We start from the raw sequence: 13,565 nt of genomic DNA on the forward strand, positions 1-13,565 counted from the left end.
AGCGAAAGGAGAGAAAAGGATGGTAAATATCGTTGAAATCGTAGACATCGACTATACGGGTGTATGGGCAGAAACGAAAAATGCAGAAGAATTGATTTTTATTTCGTTCCCAAAACAAAAAATTCAAATTGTACGCGAAATATTGTCAGAGAAAAAACAAATGTATGTCTTTTTGCAGAAAGATGTCATGAATCCATGGTTATTTGCTGGCTGTATGTTGCTTGTAGTTGTGGCGATGAACATTTGTATATGGATGGCACAATGTGCGATAAAACGGTTCAAAGTAAGAAGAATGAAGCGTCAAAATTAAAGATGTTACATATATGAGGAGGAATGAATGGTGGGAAAAACATTATTTATTGCGGAAAAACCGAAAGTTGCATACGAATTATTGAAATCACCACGTTTTCGAAATGCAGAAAAACATATGGGTAGTAAACCGTATTATGGATACTTTGAAAACCAGGAATATATTATTAGTTGGTGTTCGGGTCATTTATTAGAGCTGAAGCATCCAGAAGAAATGGATGAAAAGTACAAAGAATTTAAGTTTGAACATTTACCTCTATTAGTAGAACCAGAGTATAAGGTAAAACCAGATTATATTGAACAAATTAATACGCTAGTGGAGCTATTACAGCGTCAAGATGTAGATCATGTGGTCAACGCCTGTGATGGAGATCGTGAAGGTGAACTGATTTATCGTGAAATGTATGAGTATGCAGGTATAAATAAACGACAATCTCGTCTTTGGCTTTCTTCTTATGAACCAGCAGAATTAGAGGCTGGATTGAATCGATTAGAGCCAGGGGAACACTATGACGGACTTGCAAACTCCGCAAAAGCGAGGCAATACCTAGACTATCTTCTCGGAATTAATGTGACGAGAGGGTGTACAACGAAACTTACTAAAAACCAATTCTTATTAGCGACGGGGCGTGTGCAAATGTGCCTGTTACATGAGATTTGGCAACGTGAGGTAGCGATAGAGAATTATAGAGAACAGATCTATTATAATTTGAAGCTCATCACGGACAATGGCTTAGAGGCAATCATGAAGACAGACGACCAGTTATTAGATCCGGCTCCTTTGCAAAAGCTTGGTGCTAAATTAGTTGGTACAGAATTAACGGTAACGGAGTTTAAAGAGAGTACCAGAAAAAAGAAACCAAAATTGTTATATAACCTGACGGATTTGTATAAAGAGGCACATTCAAAATTGAAAGTGAGCGCAGAGACCGCAAAAAAACATATTCAAAGTTTATATGAAGAAGGTTGGATTTCGTATCCTCGTTCATCGTCCAGGCATTTGCCAACGGAAAAGGTAGGCAGAGTACAAGAAGTATTCAAAGCCTTGCAGTCTACCAATTATGCGGATTTGGTGCAACTTGTAGATACGCATACCATTACAGAAAAACATGCCACTTTTAACGATGAACTTGTAGATAGTCACTTTGCCATCATCCCAACAACAAAACCATATGACGGGACCAATAGAAAACCATTAGAAATTCAATTATATGATCTTATTGTAAAGCGATTCATTGGGAACTTTATGTCACCGGCTGTTTATTTGGTGCGTGAAGCACAGTTTATGGATCAAGATGAAAATATATATAGTACAAAAGAGAAGGTGCTTCAAGAGAAGGGATTTTTAAGCGTATTTCACGAGGACATGGAAGAAGGGTCTGTGGAAAGCTTTCAAATCCCTTTTTTATATGAAGGAGACTCATTCCAAATCGTAAAACATGACCTCATTCAGTCAAAAACAAAGAAACCAGCATTCCATACAGAAAGCTCCATCCTAACGTTTATGGAGACCGCTGGTCGCAAGTTAGATGATGACCATTTAAAAGAGTTAATGAAAGGAAAAAGGATTGGAACAGTCGCAACAGAAGAGACGTTCATTCCTAAGCTTGCAACGAGAAATTACATCACAGTTACCAATGGTCAAATCCGTACTACGAAAATTGGTCGTGCATTTGTAGAAAAATTTCCGATAGATGAAATCAAAAATCCAGCTTATACGGCTGAAATGGAAGGGATGATTCATATGATTGAAAAGAAAGAAATGCCATATGATGAGTTTGTGGAAAATACGAATACATTTGTGAAAGAAACAGTTGAGAAGCTTGGAGAAACAGAAGAAAAAGTGGCAGATGAAATGATTTTGAATTGGAATCAACAAATTGAAGTATGCCGTTGCCCATGTAAAAAGGGGAAAATCCTTCATAAGGGCAACTTCTATGGATGTAGTAATTATCCAGAGTGTGAGATCCGTATGCCAAAGAAAATTAAAGAAAAGGCGATTCCTGAAGCACAAATAAAAAAGCTGTTTGAAGGTAAGAAAACGGATCTGTTAAAAGGTTTTAAATCTGGTGAGAAAGAGTTTTCAGCGTATTTAGTATTCCGAGAAGGCAAAGTACAGTTCCAGTTTCCAACGACAGAGGAGCTGTCTCTTGGGAAGTGTCCAGACTGTAAGAAAGGGGACATTCTTCACCGAAAAACATTCTTTGGGTGCACAGAATATAAAAATGGTTGCAAGTTCATGTTGCCAGCAAAAATCAAAGAAAAAGCGATTCCCCCTTCTCAACTAAAAAAAATTTTGAAGGGGCAATGTTCAGACTTCATTCAAGGATTTAAAGGAGAAAAGGGTGAATTTACTGCGGCGCTCTATTTGGATAAGGAGGGTTTAAAGTTTCGATTTCCAACAATGGAAGATCGTACAATAGGGAAATGTCCGCTATGTAAGAGCCAAGTCATTGTAGGCAAATCAAATTACTTATGCGAGCAATATAAAAAGACTTGTGAATTCATTATTCCAGGGGTCGTGTCTGGAAAGAAAATTAGTAGTAACAATGTGATCAAAATATTAGAAAAGAATATGACCGATCAAATTAAAGGGTTTGAATCTAAAAATACAGGGAAGAAATTTGATGCTCGGTTATCCTACAGTACACAAGAAAAACGATTAAAATTCTTATTTGGAAAATAAACGATGTAGAGAACTGATACCAACAGTTCTCTTTTTTATTCTTGAAACCATTCACAACAAGGGGAGGTGCCAACATGACATATCGACTGGCAGAGGAGGAAGTCATGAAAGCAAAAGATGTGGATTTGTTGTCGTATTTAGAGGCCAAAGGAGAAAAATTTCAAAAAGAGGGAAACTATTACCGACATACGGAGCATGATAGCCTTATTATTCGAGATAATATGTTTGCGTGGAATAGTCGAGGAGAGAAAGGATATGGAGCAATTAGTTTTGCGAAAATGTATTATGGTATGTCTTTTCAAGAAGCTGTCCGTGATGTGAATCTTGGTGATTATCCAACCTTTACATCATCTAAGGAAGAAGAGCCAAAACAAGATGAGCCATTTCGTTATCCAGGGCATTTGGAAGTCCAGGATAAACAAGCGATTAAGCAATATTTAACTCAGGAGCGGAAAATTGATTCCCGATTAGTCAATTGGTTGATTGGGCAGGATCTCGTTGCACAAGATAAAAAGAAGAATGTCGTGTTTAAATGGCGGGAACAAGGTGGAACAGGAGATATAGTAGGCGCAGAACGTCAAGGGACAGTTAAGATGGAAAATAAACGAGGTTCTTTCAAGCAAATTTTGCCGAATGGAAAACCACATACAGGATTTATGGTGGATGTTGGGAAACCAACATCCATTTATTATTTCGAGAGCCCGATTGATCTTCTTTCCTATTGGACGTTACAACAAAACCGTCTTCAAAATGCAAGGCTGATTAGTATGAATGGTTTAAAGATGAAGACTGTTTTACGTACATTTAAAGAGACAAAAGATGAAGGATTTCCCGTGAATCGAATTGTCCTCGCAGTAGATAATGATAAAGCGGGGAAAGAATTTACGGAAAAGATAGGAGCTTTAACGATTACACCACGTGTCCAAATGCATCTTCCATCACAGGAGAAAGATTGGAATGATGCACTGAAGGCAGTCATACAATCAACTGAAAAAAAGCAACAGCTTTATAAACAAACGCAACCGCAGCAAAAGAAACTAACACCAAAAAAGGAGATGGAGCGAAGTGTCTAATACATTACCAATATCAGGTGTATTACAGCTTTTTTTGTATGGAATGGGTCTTTATATTATCTTTCATATCTTAAAATGGAGTGTTGGAAAAATACGTGAAATTCGAATTCTGAAGAGGATGGCGAAGTCGGGGATTCGTTACATTGACAAAATGGATGGATTTCAATTTGAAGTATATCTAAAGGCTCTTTTTCGAGAACTTGGATATCGTCCAGAAGTCACCAAACGCTCTTGTGATTACGGTGTAGACGTCATATTAAAAGGGAGAAATCGTATTGTAATCCAGGCGAAACGATATGGGATAAAGAATCGAGTTGGGATTCGGGCTGTACAAGAAGTATATGCAGGAAAAGCATACTACAAGGCTGACGAGGCATGGATCGTAACCAATAGTGTATTTACAAAACAAGCTGAAGAATTAGCAAAAGCATGCCAGGTGAAACTTATTGATCGTTTTGAGCTTCAGAATTTGATTACCAAAGTGAATCCAGAACAAAAAGCGAAAGATGTGTATCAGCAAGTCAATCCAGCAGAACGGAAATGTCCGGTTTGTAAAAATCAATTAGTCATCCGATATTCAAAGAAAAATGATAATAAGTTTTTTGGTTGTTCTCAATTTCCATCTTGTACACATACGGAAGCGGTCAATAAATGAGTTGAAAGCACTTTATTCAGCTCATTTTTAATTTTATTCAAAAAAAGAAGTTCTTATGAAAAAACGGCTTCTCAGATTCCTTTGTAACGGATTTTATCATTACCCCTAATGTAATAGGTATCCGTTAAATTAAAATCTTATTTGAAGAGATTTATGAACCTCAAATGATGTTTTAAAGTATTTCTTGTTAATTTATATAAATTTGCACGTATTCTCCCGTTATTAAAAATAAAAATTCAGAAAATTTAACACATAGACCTTGCAAGGTCGTGAAAAGAGAGTTATAATGACCTTATAAGAGCGTATTTGATGAGGAGTGATTACAATGAAAAAGAGGTCAGTTGAAGTAATCCAAGACGTAAGACATTTCCTTACAAAAGGTCAAATTGGTTTCGATCTTAGCAATTTTAAGTATTATCAAATGTTTTGCAAGGCATTAGAAGCAACAGGGACACCGTATCATTTGCAGGTCAATGAGTTAGAAAAAAATATGATAGTAATCAAAATGATGTAAAGAAAAGGGGAGATCAATGATGAAAATCAATACGCCGGAGTGGTTATCTTTGAGTAAGGAAATAAAGGTTAAACTCATTCGTTTAGCTATTTTAGAATCAAGATTTAAGCATCAAAAATAAAAACCCTCCGTTGCAAAAAGCAAACAAAGGGCATTTGAATGAGTATCGTACTGTGAAGGAATCTAGTACATTCGCTTCACTAACAGTATAGCATAAAAAGAAAACAACAAAGGAGATATTCATGAAAGAAATCGAAAAATACATGACACCAAGTGAAGCATCATTTCATTGGGGGATTCCTCGTGAAACACTAAAGCACAAATTCAGCCCTTCAGGTATGACTGAAAAGAAAGTAGTAGAGTTACAACGGATGTTAGATGAAGGTTTAATAAAATTCTTTTTACACCCAAAAGGAAAACGAAAAGAATGGATTATTAGTCGTCAAGCTATGTATGAATGGTTTGGTGAACCTAAAAAATAGAGGAAACTAAGGGAGGAAAAAACACATGTCTTTAAATCGTACAATTTTAGTTGGTCGTCTCACGAAGAATCCTGATTTGCGTTACACGCCAAATGGGGTTGCGGTCGCAACATTTACGCTAGCTGTGAATAGACCGTTCACAAACCAGGGACAAAGAGAAGCTGACTTCATTTCAGTGGTTGTTTGGCGTAAACAAGCTGAGAATGTAGCAAACTATCTAAAGAAAGGTAGTTTAGCTGGTGTAGATGGTCGTCTTCAGACACGTAATTATGAGGGGCAAGACGGGAAGCGCGTATATGTTAAAGAGGTGGTTGCAGAGAGCGTACAATTTTTAGAGCCACGTAATAGTGGTGGAGGAGAACATAATTCATTTAATCAACAGCCAGTAGGAGCTGGTTTTGGTAATCAAGGTTCGAACTCATTTAATCAAGCTAGTAATTCTGGATTTAAAAAGAATGATGATCCATTCTCTAATTCAGGTCAACCAATTGATATTTCGGACGACGATTTACCATTTTAATGGGGGAGATCTTTGTACAAAAGGAGGAAACAATAGATGGAAGAAACACAGTATCCCTTTTCACAAAGGTGTAAAGAGATTGTTATCATGATTGTAAGCTTTTGGTTCATAATGCTTTTAATCTTTGGAGAAAGCCTGTTACAATAAAGAATAGCATAGGGTATGAAAGATGCAGCTATAGATCATGTAAGGGAGAGTTTTTATGAAATCAACAGGGGTAATGCGAAAAGTAGATGAATTAGGACGTGTAGTCATACCAAAGGAATTAAGACGCACGCTAGCAATTCAAGAAAAGACACCGTTAGAGATCTATGTAGAAGGTGAAAAGATCATCTTGAAAAAATATGAAGCTAATGGTGCTTGTGCAATAACAGGAGAAGTAACTGATAAAAATATTTCTGTAGCAGACGGGAAGATTACATTAAGTCCAGCAGGTGCAGAGCTTATAATAGAGGAATTACAGAAGAATCTTGTAAAATAATTGGCTCCTTTCAGAGGGGCTTTTTTAAGCTATATCTATATAATTTCACGTACCATATTTCTAATAAATAAATTAAGATACTTCATCAAGGGATTCTTTCCCTGTTTTGAATTCTGTGTGCTACGATAGTTCTATATTCTCGTTTTAACAGTAATAGGGGTAGCGCCACATGCCCATCAAGCTAAAATTTTATAGTACCCCCAGAACGAAATTTTGTACTAACTTGTAACAAAAAATCTCATTTTTTCGTTTTGGGGTATTTGCTTTTCTTAACTTGATGGCGATGTGACGCTACCCCATTATGCAAAAGATAAAAATTGGAAGCCAATAGATGAAAAATAATAATTCCTTATTCAACTAACGCATGCATTAGTTGAACAACCTAAGGCTGCTTCGGTAGCCATTTTTTTGTACCAACTGGCAGTTTAGTTTTCAATATGTGAAAAGGGATTTCTAAGTGATTAATTGAATATATATTTATTGTTTACTAATTTTTGGGAGGTCCCTTTATGGGAGATAAGCTTTACTGTATTGCTGTATATCAAGTTCTTAATGAAGAAAGACTAGGAGCTTCGCACGGTTCTATAATAATTTATAGTGATGCTGTGACGGGATCTCCTGTTAGTGAGATAGGGTATTTTTTAATTTATTTATTATAGTAACGTACCCGAAGAGGTTGATATGGTGACATATCAACAAACTGAGGTGGTACCACGAAATTGCAACTCTCGTCCTCAAGAATTATTTCTTTGGGGTGAAAGTTTTTTTATTATATAAGTTTCATTATGTCATAAATTAAAGTTTTCGAGAGGAGAAATTATATGAATCCTATTTTATTAGATGTTCCGTTACAAATAGAAACAGACAGACTAATTCTTCGAGCACCACTTCAAGCTGGTGACGGGAATGTCGTAAACCAAGCTATTAAGGATTCAATTAGTGAGTTAAAGCAATGGTTGCTTTTATACCAGTCAATTCCTACTGTTGAAGAAACGGAAATTATCCTGAGAAATGCCCATATAGATTTTTTGAAAAGAGAAAGCTTTCGCTATCTTATCTATCATAAGGGTACTATTGATTTTATTGGAACTGCTAGCCTTCACGGAATTAATTGGAAGATTTCTAAATGTGAAATTGGATACTGGATTAACACGCAATTTAGTGGCAATGGATATATGACAGAAGCAGTAAGTGAGTTAACAAACCTTGGATTTCAGTTACTCAAATTTAGAAGGATTGAAATACGATGTGAATCTAATAACACTAAAAGTCGTACGATCCCTGAAAAACTAGGTTTTGAGCTTGAAGGGATATTACGTAATGAAGATCTTTCAGCTGACGGTAAAAAACTAACTGATACCTGCATCTATGCAAAGGTAAATTAGATTAAAATTTTAAAATTCCTTGTACAACTAAAGCATACGATAGTTGTACAACATATCTTAAGGTCGGTTTCCAAATTTGGAAGGCGGCTTTTTTGATTTTTTATAACGAACGGTTTCATAACTTTTAAGGGGTCACACGCATGCCTATCAACTTAAGAATGTCATTGAAATGTATCAATAGATTCTAGTGCAGCAAAATAAATTGTGCTATGATGTGAGCAAATATAAAGCTATCTAACGGAGGGATTCACATGCCGCATGTTGTGTTTCGTGGAATTACTACTAAACAATTAAAACGCATAAGCAAGCCATTAGTAGAAGAGCTCGCAGAGATTTGTGAGTGTGGTACGGATAATTTTACGTTGGAACTACCAAGTTCTACGTTTGTATTCAATGGAGAAGAAATAGAAGCGTTTCCTCTTATTGAAGTGAAATGGTTCGAGCGTGGACAGGAAATTCGTGATCGATTTGCCAAGGCCATTACTACATATGTAATGGATTTTGGACTTCCAGAAGTAGAGGTTGTATTTACGGTTTTCACAGAATCAGCGTATTATATTAACGGGAAGCATTGTGCAAGTTAGAGCTATTTGAAAGATTTTTGTAACATTTATAAGGGGAGCGCCACATGCCCATCAAGCTAAGGCAAATTATTACCCCCTAAACGAAAAAAGCGCTATCCTTTCTGTAATATGATGGAAAGGATGGTGCTTTTTATGTCTCGAGATGTTTCAGATGAACTGAACCTCTTTTCACTGGAATTGCAACAACCTTTGTCTCCTTATGTCCTCAAACAATTGGCCAAAAAAGTAGGTTTTGTTCAGAGGTCCAGTAAGTATCAAGCGAAAGATTTAGTTGCTTTGTGTGTATGGTTAAGCCAAAAGGTAGTGAATACTTCCTTAACTCAGCTATGTTGCTGTCTAGAATCTTCAACCGGTGTATTAATGAGTCCAGAAGGACTCAATCAACGATTTAATCCTTCAGCAGTCAGGCTCCTACAAAACGTATTCACTTCCTTGCTTACTCAGAAGATACAAACTTCTCAGGCTCATTCTCATCGTTATGCTTCTCAATTTCAGCGTATACGAATCTTGGATTCTACTACGTTTCAACTTCCAGATGCTTTTGCTTCAACTTACCAAGGATCAGGAGGAAGTAGTCATAACAGCTGGCGTGAAGATCCAATTGGAATACGATCTTCTCAGTGGCCAATTCCTGCATGTGCACTCTGGCCCAGGTAAACAAAATGATCGAACCTATGGTTCCACGTGCTTACAAACAGTGCAAACAGGTGACTTGTGTATACGTGACTTAGGATATTTTGACCTGGAAGATCTCATGTTGCAGCTACAACTAGGACAAACCCACGAAATTCATAAAGCCTATATCGGATTGTATCAAAAGCTTCCAACTCGAGTGGTCCTACATCGATTGACAGAAGAACAAACACGAAAACGCTGGGAAAACCAGGCGTTAAAAGAGAAGAAGAAGGGCATTGTCATGAAAGAACGAAGTAAGCGTTTAAGTGCGATGAACGTTTATATTTCTAATCTTCCATTTGTTGGTGAAATTATGGTTTATCGTTTGGTTGCTGGTTCTGGGCCTAATTGCTTGAGGAACTAAAATATAGTCAGTGTCCAAATTGGTCACAGGGCTTCAACCTTAGGATTTCTCCACCAGTTGCCTGTCAGCTACGAGGCGACTTGGCCCTTACCTCGGTTGGACTTTCACCAACTAACAATTAACGGCTTGCTGGGCACACAACATAAAAAAACCGCTCCTTTTCGAGCGGTTTCCTCTTAGAATGAAGGTTATCCATTCTATGTGGCAATGTTTGCATGAAAACAATAAAAATTAATAATTTCCTACACAAAAAAACAGAAACAGAAACACACTATCCCGCATTACGTTCCATTACAAGAACCAAACAACCCTTTTCAGACCATGGTTCATGTTCTGTATTAGGTCCATAACAGAGATAAGAACCTGCTCCATACTCAACATCATTGCTGATAAGAGCTCCATCTAATACGAATAATTCCTCGGTATCCTTATGCGTATGTTGAGGGAATTTTGCCCCCGGTGCAAATCGCACGACATAACGCAGTTCACCATTCTCATCTCGTAATGGAATTTGTTCTATACCATCCATAACAAATTTCCACTCACTGTTTGTGATATCAACGGAAAATAAATCTTTCATGTTATCATCTCCTTCTATACAAATAGTAATTTACGATGATATATTAGTCAATATGAACAAAAATGAACTATTCTTCAGGAGGAATGAATTATGGAAATTCGTTTGTTACAGACATTTCAAGCTGTTGTCCAATGTGGTAGTCAGATAAAAGCAGCAAATCTGCTGCAATACGCACAATCTACCATCACCCTACACATCAATCAATTAGAAGAAAAACTCGGCATCGAACTGTTTGAGCGTAAAGGAAAACAAATGGTGCTAACCGAAGCCGGAAGATTTGTGAAAGAACAGGCAGATATTTTATTAAATCAAGTGGATGTAATCACCGAAACCGCAAAAGAATTTTCAATCGGTCAGAAAGGACTTATTCGGATTGGAGCAATTGATTCCATTGGCAAAACAAATTTGATTTCCGTACTAACAACGTTTATGAAAGAACATCCACAAATTTGTCTTTCCATCGAAAGTGGCGTAACCCAACAATTTAGTCAACGGATTATCGCTAACGAACTTGATATTGCCTTATGTCCCCCTCCATCACCAGAATTAAATCTTGAATTTTATCCGCTATATGAAGAAAAGCTTTGTTTGATACTGCCAATCGACCATCCATTATCTACACAAGAAAAAATTTACATGTGTGATTTGGAAGATGAAAATTTCATTTTAACTGGACAATTGTGTGATTATCGGCGAAAAGTAGAGCATGTTTTTCTTCATCATGGCTTTCATTTACACTCTAATTACGATGCAGCAAACATGGAGATGGTTTTAAATCTTGTATTACAAGGGTTTGGTATTGCTATGCTACCTAGCAATTTCGTTGCCAATTCACATCGATACGCTATTCGTGACATCGATGATATTTCATTCGCTTTACCTGTTGGATTAATCCGCAAAAAAAATAAAGTCCTCAGCCCTGCTACAGAAAAATTGGTAGCTAACATAATTTCATCCTGCTAAACAAGCACAAAAACCAGCTAATGTTTGTCAAGCAGATCTGCCTTGGTACCTAAAAGATTTTTTGTTATAATGTTTATGGAAATGACAAATAAACCTCCATCGGCGTGGAAGTTTATGGGGTTTATTGGTTATGTGCGATAGGGCTCGCCTTGCTTCCGGATTAAAACAGTCAGCTATCGCGAGAATTGAAGGCGCTAAAGTAATTCCGCGTATCGATACAATACAATTACTTGCAAAAACTCTGGGATTGAAATTGGATATTGTTGTCGATGAAGTAGCTTCAGCATTAGCTATGGTATAAGAATGTTAAAAAAGTAGCCATGTGGTTTATTAAAACCATGTGGCTACTTTTCGTATCACGCAATATGAACTGTTTTTGTTGGCCAGCTCGAGCATCTGCAGCTCATGTTCCTGGTGTTTCTGGAAGAAGTGCAACTTTGCGATCATTGTTTGCAAATAATAAAGTTATAGACGGTGTACCGACCCATGCCCATCAAGCTAAGGTTGGGTATTCCATGATTTTCGTACGCTAAGAGTTTTCTAAGCTATAAAACGAAAATAAATAGCTTGAATTCCTTTTTAGGGGTCACCATACATCGCCATCAAGCTAAAAAATTGTATCCAAAAAATGATAAAAACGCTATTCTTTTTGTAGAAATATACAGAAAGGATGGCGTTTTTTTATGAGTCTTTCGATTCAAGATGAGTTTTATTTATTCGCTGAAGAACTACAGCGATATCTATCTCCACATATTCTGCAACAGCTCGCCCAGGAGACAGGTTTTGTAAAACGTAAAAGTAAATATGGTGCACGAGATTTGGCTGCTTTATGTATCTGGATTAGTCAACATGTAGCAAGCGATTCTCTCTCTCGATTATGTAGTCAACTTTATGCAAATACAGCTACACTCATGAGTCCAGAAGGACTTAATCAACGTTTTAACCGATACGCTGTTTTATTTCTACAGCGTGTATTTTCCCTTTTAGTCAAAAGCCAATTAAACGATTCAGCTCAAATCCCAAACCAATACACTTCTTATTTTCAACGTATACGTATTTTAGATGCTATTATTTTTCAAGTACCCAATCATTTGGCTCCTATTTATCCTGGTTCAGGAGGGTGTGCACAAACAGCTGGTATTAAGATTCAGCTAGAGTATGATTTACATAGTGGGAAATTCCTCAATATTCAAATGGAACCAGGTAAAAATAATGATAAAACCTTTGGCACAGAATGTTTGGATACCTTACGTCCAGGAGATTTATGTATTCGAGATTTAGGATACTTTTCTCTAAAAGATTTAGACCAGATGGATCAACGAGGGGTATTCTATGTTTCACGGTTGAAATTAAATAATAGAGTATATGTGAAAAATGAATCTCCAGAATTCTTTCGAGATGGGACAGTAAAAAAGCAATCTTTATATGCTTTACTTGATCTTGAACATATCATGCATCAGATAAAACCAGGAGATACTTATGAAATTCGAAATGCCTATGTTGGACAACAAAAATTACCCTCACGAGTTGTAATATACAGACTCACATCAACTCAAGTTCATAAACGTAGGAAACAGCAAACTTATGTTGAAAAGAAAAAAGGGGTTACATACTCTGAAAAATGTAAACGTTTAACAGAAATCAATGTTTATATTACCAACATCCCATGGGAAATTGTTCCGATGGAACAGGTTCACGAGATTTACTCTCTACGTTGGCAAATAGAGATTGTATTTAAAACATGGAAATCTCTTTTTGGTATCAATCATTGTCACAATATTAAGCGAGAGCGTCTAGAATGTCATCTTTATGGACAGTTAATCGCTTTTTTTCTTTGTTCTTCCACTATGTTCAAAATGTGACAGCTGTTACTACAGAAAAAACAAAAAGAATTAAGTGAATATAAAGCAATTTATATGATTCAAGATCATCTGTACTTGGTATATGAAGCTATACAACAAGACACCCAAGAAGTATCAAAAATTTTCCTTCGTCTGTTTGACCTCTTGCAGAAAAACAGACGGAAATCCCATCGATATGAGAAAAAGACAGTCTTTGATATTTTAGGTGTTGTTTATCAGTGCACTGTATCCAATCTAAAGCAAAAAACTGCATAACCTTTAAAAATACACCTTATCAAGGTTTATTTGGAATGCGTATTTTTAAAAATAAATAAATAAAATATCAAGCATGCAGGCAATAAGAACAGAAGTTCATGGAATACCACCCTTAGCTTGATGGGCATGGGGTACCGCCAGCATTTTAGAAAAAAAACACGCTAAGCAAAAAATACA

General features: G+C 36.6%; 15 protein-coding genes and 2 pseudogenes. 16 read left to right on the plus strand and 1 reads right to left on the minus strand.

All coding sequences use genetic code 11. The features are described 5' to 3' along the window. Nucleotides 1–19: 19 nt before the first annotated feature. The 12 genes and pseudogenes from NSQ40_RS27800 to NSQ40_RS27855 form a co-directional block, all read left to right on the plus strand. Entirely contained in the window at nucleotides 20–310 is a 291-nt protein-coding gene (locus tag NSQ40_RS27800) for a hypothetical protein (protein ID WP_033796264.1), read from the plus strand. 30 nt (nucleotides 311–340) lie between these two features. Next, entirely contained in the window at nucleotides 341–2,995 is a 2,655-nt protein-coding gene (locus NSQ40_RS27805; protein ID WP_098604240.1) for a type IA DNA topoisomerase, read from the plus strand. Nucleotides 2,996–3,069: 74 nt separating this feature from the next. Continuing rightward, nucleotides 3,070–4,068, plus strand: a complete 999-nt coding sequence (locus NSQ40_RS27810) for a DUF3991 and toprim domain-containing protein (protein WP_098217725.1) — start codon at nucleotides 3,070–3,072, stop codon at nucleotides 4,066–4,068. Further along, nucleotides 4,061–4,723, plus strand: coding sequence for a restriction endonuclease (locus tag NSQ40_RS27815; RefSeq protein ID WP_033799477.1), 663 nt, complete (start codon nucleotides 4,061–4,063; stop codon nucleotides 4,721–4,723). The genes NSQ40_RS27810 and NSQ40_RS27815 overlap by 8 nt, the downstream gene beginning before the upstream one ends. Nucleotides 4,724–5,048: 325 nt before the next feature. Continuing rightward, complete coding sequence (locus NSQ40_RS27820; RefSeq protein ID WP_033796267.1) at nucleotides 5,049–5,237, plus strand: hypothetical protein; 189 nt, start codon at nucleotides 5,049–5,051, stop codon at nucleotides 5,235–5,237. Between the two features lie 242 nt (nucleotides 5,238–5,479). Then, on the plus strand, nucleotides 5,480–5,719 hold the full coding sequence (locus tag NSQ40_RS27825) for a hypothetical protein (RefSeq protein WP_003207670.1): 240 nt from the start codon (nucleotides 5,480–5,482) through the stop codon (nucleotides 5,717–5,719). 25 nt (nucleotides 5,720–5,744) lie between these two features. After that, the gene (gene ssb / locus NSQ40_RS27830; protein ID WP_003207673.1) at nucleotides 5,745–6,239 is read left to right on the plus strand and encodes a single-stranded DNA-binding protein; all 495 of its coding nucleotides are present in this window, start codon (nucleotides 5,745–5,747) and stop codon (nucleotides 6,237–6,239) included. A 202-nt stretch (nucleotides 6,240–6,441) separates the two neighbouring features. Further along, on the plus strand, nucleotides 6,442–6,720 hold the full coding sequence (locus tag NSQ40_RS27835; RefSeq protein ID WP_003207677.1) for an AbrB/MazE/SpoVT family DNA-binding domain-containing protein: 279 nt from the start codon (nucleotides 6,442–6,444) through the stop codon (nucleotides 6,718–6,720). A gap of 509 nt (nucleotides 6,721–7,229) precedes the next feature. Further along, a complete protein-coding gene (locus NSQ40_RS27840) occupies nucleotides 7,230–7,379 on the plus strand; it encodes a hypothetical protein (protein ID WP_180227819.1) in 150 nt (49 codons plus the stop codon). A 162-nt stretch (nucleotides 7,380–7,541) separates the two neighbouring features. Continuing rightward, on the plus strand, nucleotides 7,542–8,105 hold the full coding sequence (locus NSQ40_RS27845; protein WP_003207679.1) for a GNAT family N-acetyltransferase: 564 nt from the start codon (nucleotides 7,542–7,544) through the stop codon (nucleotides 8,103–8,105). A gap of 251 nt (nucleotides 8,106–8,356) precedes the next feature. Further along, the gene (locus NSQ40_RS27850) at nucleotides 8,357–8,689 is read left to right on the plus strand and encodes a DUF1904 family protein (RefSeq protein ID WP_003209679.1); all 333 of its coding nucleotides are present in this window, start codon (nucleotides 8,357–8,359) and stop codon (nucleotides 8,687–8,689) included. 132 nt (nucleotides 8,690–8,821) lie between these two features. Continuing rightward, nucleotides 8,822–9,662: pseudogene (locus tag NSQ40_RS27855) on the plus strand (IS4 family transposase); the annotation flags it as partial. A 337-nt stretch (nucleotides 9,663–9,999) separates the two neighbouring features. On the opposite strand, the gene NSQ40_RS27860 reads toward NSQ40_RS27855, so the two are convergent. Further along, nucleotides 10,000–10,308 (minus strand): cupin domain-containing protein, encoded by a 309-nt coding sequence (locus NSQ40_RS27860; RefSeq protein ID WP_002094998.1) that lies wholly within the window; start codon nucleotides 10,306–10,308, stop codon nucleotides 10,000–10,002. 90 nt (nucleotides 10,309–10,398) lie between these two features. On the opposite strand from NSQ40_RS27860, the gene NSQ40_RS27865 reads away from it, so the two are divergent. The 4 genes and pseudogenes from NSQ40_RS27865 (at nucleotide 10,399) to NSQ40_RS27880 (ending at nucleotide 13,388) form a co-directional block, all read left to right on the plus strand. Then, nucleotides 10,399–11,271, plus strand: coding sequence for a LysR family transcriptional regulator (locus tag NSQ40_RS27865; RefSeq protein WP_098604494.1), 873 nt, complete (start codon nucleotides 10,399–10,401; stop codon nucleotides 11,269–11,271). A gap of 130 nt (nucleotides 11,272–11,401) precedes the next feature. Beyond that, a complete protein-coding gene (locus NSQ40_RS27870; protein ID WP_098604493.1) occupies nucleotides 11,402–11,572 on the plus strand; it encodes a helix-turn-helix domain-containing protein in 171 nt (56 codons plus the stop codon). 37 nt (nucleotides 11,573–11,609) lie between these two features. After that, nucleotides 11,610–11,804 (plus strand): hypothetical protein, encoded by a 195-nt coding sequence (locus NSQ40_RS27875; protein WP_141547002.1) that lies wholly within the window; start codon nucleotides 11,610–11,612, stop codon nucleotides 11,802–11,804. Nucleotides 11,805–11,954: 150 nt separating this feature from the next. Beyond that, a pseudogene (locus NSQ40_RS27880) lies at nucleotides 11,955–13,388 on the plus strand (IS4 family transposase). The last annotated feature ends 177 nt before the right edge of the window (nucleotides 13,389–13,565 follow it).

It is taken from the genome of Bacillus sp. FSL K6-6038, from assembly GCF_038050455.1.
In the GTDB taxonomy this organism is placed as follows: Bacteria; Bacillota; Bacilli; order Bacillales; family Bacillaceae_G; genus Bacillus_A; species Bacillus_A pseudomycoides.

Coding starts and splice junctions, on each gene's coding strand:
- NSQ40_RS27820 (WP_033796267.1), top strand. CDS start 5,049: ATGAAAAAGAGGTCAGTTGAAGTAATCCAAGACGTAAGACATTTCCTT.
- NSQ40_RS27875 (WP_141547002.1), top strand. CDS start 11,610: ATGTGGCTACTTTTCGTATCACGCAATATGAACTGTTTTTGTTGGCCA.
- NSQ40_RS27825 (WP_003207670.1), top strand. CDS start 5,480: ATGAAAGAAATCGAAAAATACATGACACCAAGTGAAGCATCATTTCAT.
- NSQ40_RS27810 (WP_098217725.1), top strand. CDS start 3,070: ATGACATATCGACTGGCAGAGGAGGAAGTCATGAAAGCAAAAGATGTG.
- NSQ40_RS27870 (WP_098604493.1), top strand. CDS start 11,402: ATGTGCGATAGGGCTCGCCTTGCTTCCGGATTAAAACAGTCAGCTATC.
- ssb (WP_003207673.1), top strand. CDS start 5,745: ATGTCTTTAAATCGTACAATTTTAGTTGGTCGTCTCACGAAGAATCCT.
- NSQ40_RS27840 (WP_180227819.1), top strand. CDS start 7,230: ATGGGAGATAAGCTTTACTGTATTGCTGTATATCAAGTTCTTAATGAA.
- NSQ40_RS27850 (WP_003209679.1), top strand. CDS start 8,357: ATGCCGCATGTTGTGTTTCGTGGAATTACTACTAAACAATTAAAACGC.
- NSQ40_RS27835 (WP_003207677.1), top strand. CDS start 6,442: ATGAAATCAACAGGGGTAATGCGAAAAGTAGATGAATTAGGACGTGTA.
- NSQ40_RS27860 (WP_002094998.1), bottom strand. CDS start 10,308: ATGAAAGATTTATTTTCCGTTGATATCACAAACAGTGAGTGGAAATTT.
- NSQ40_RS27800 (WP_033796264.1), top strand. CDS start 20: ATGGTAAATATCGTTGAAATCGTAGACATCGACTATACGGGTGTATGG.
- NSQ40_RS27845 (WP_003207679.1), top strand. CDS start 7,542: ATGAATCCTATTTTATTAGATGTTCCGTTACAAATAGAAACAGACAGA.
- NSQ40_RS27865 (WP_098604494.1), top strand. CDS start 10,399: ATGGAAATTCGTTTGTTACAGACATTTCAAGCTGTTGTCCAATGTGGT.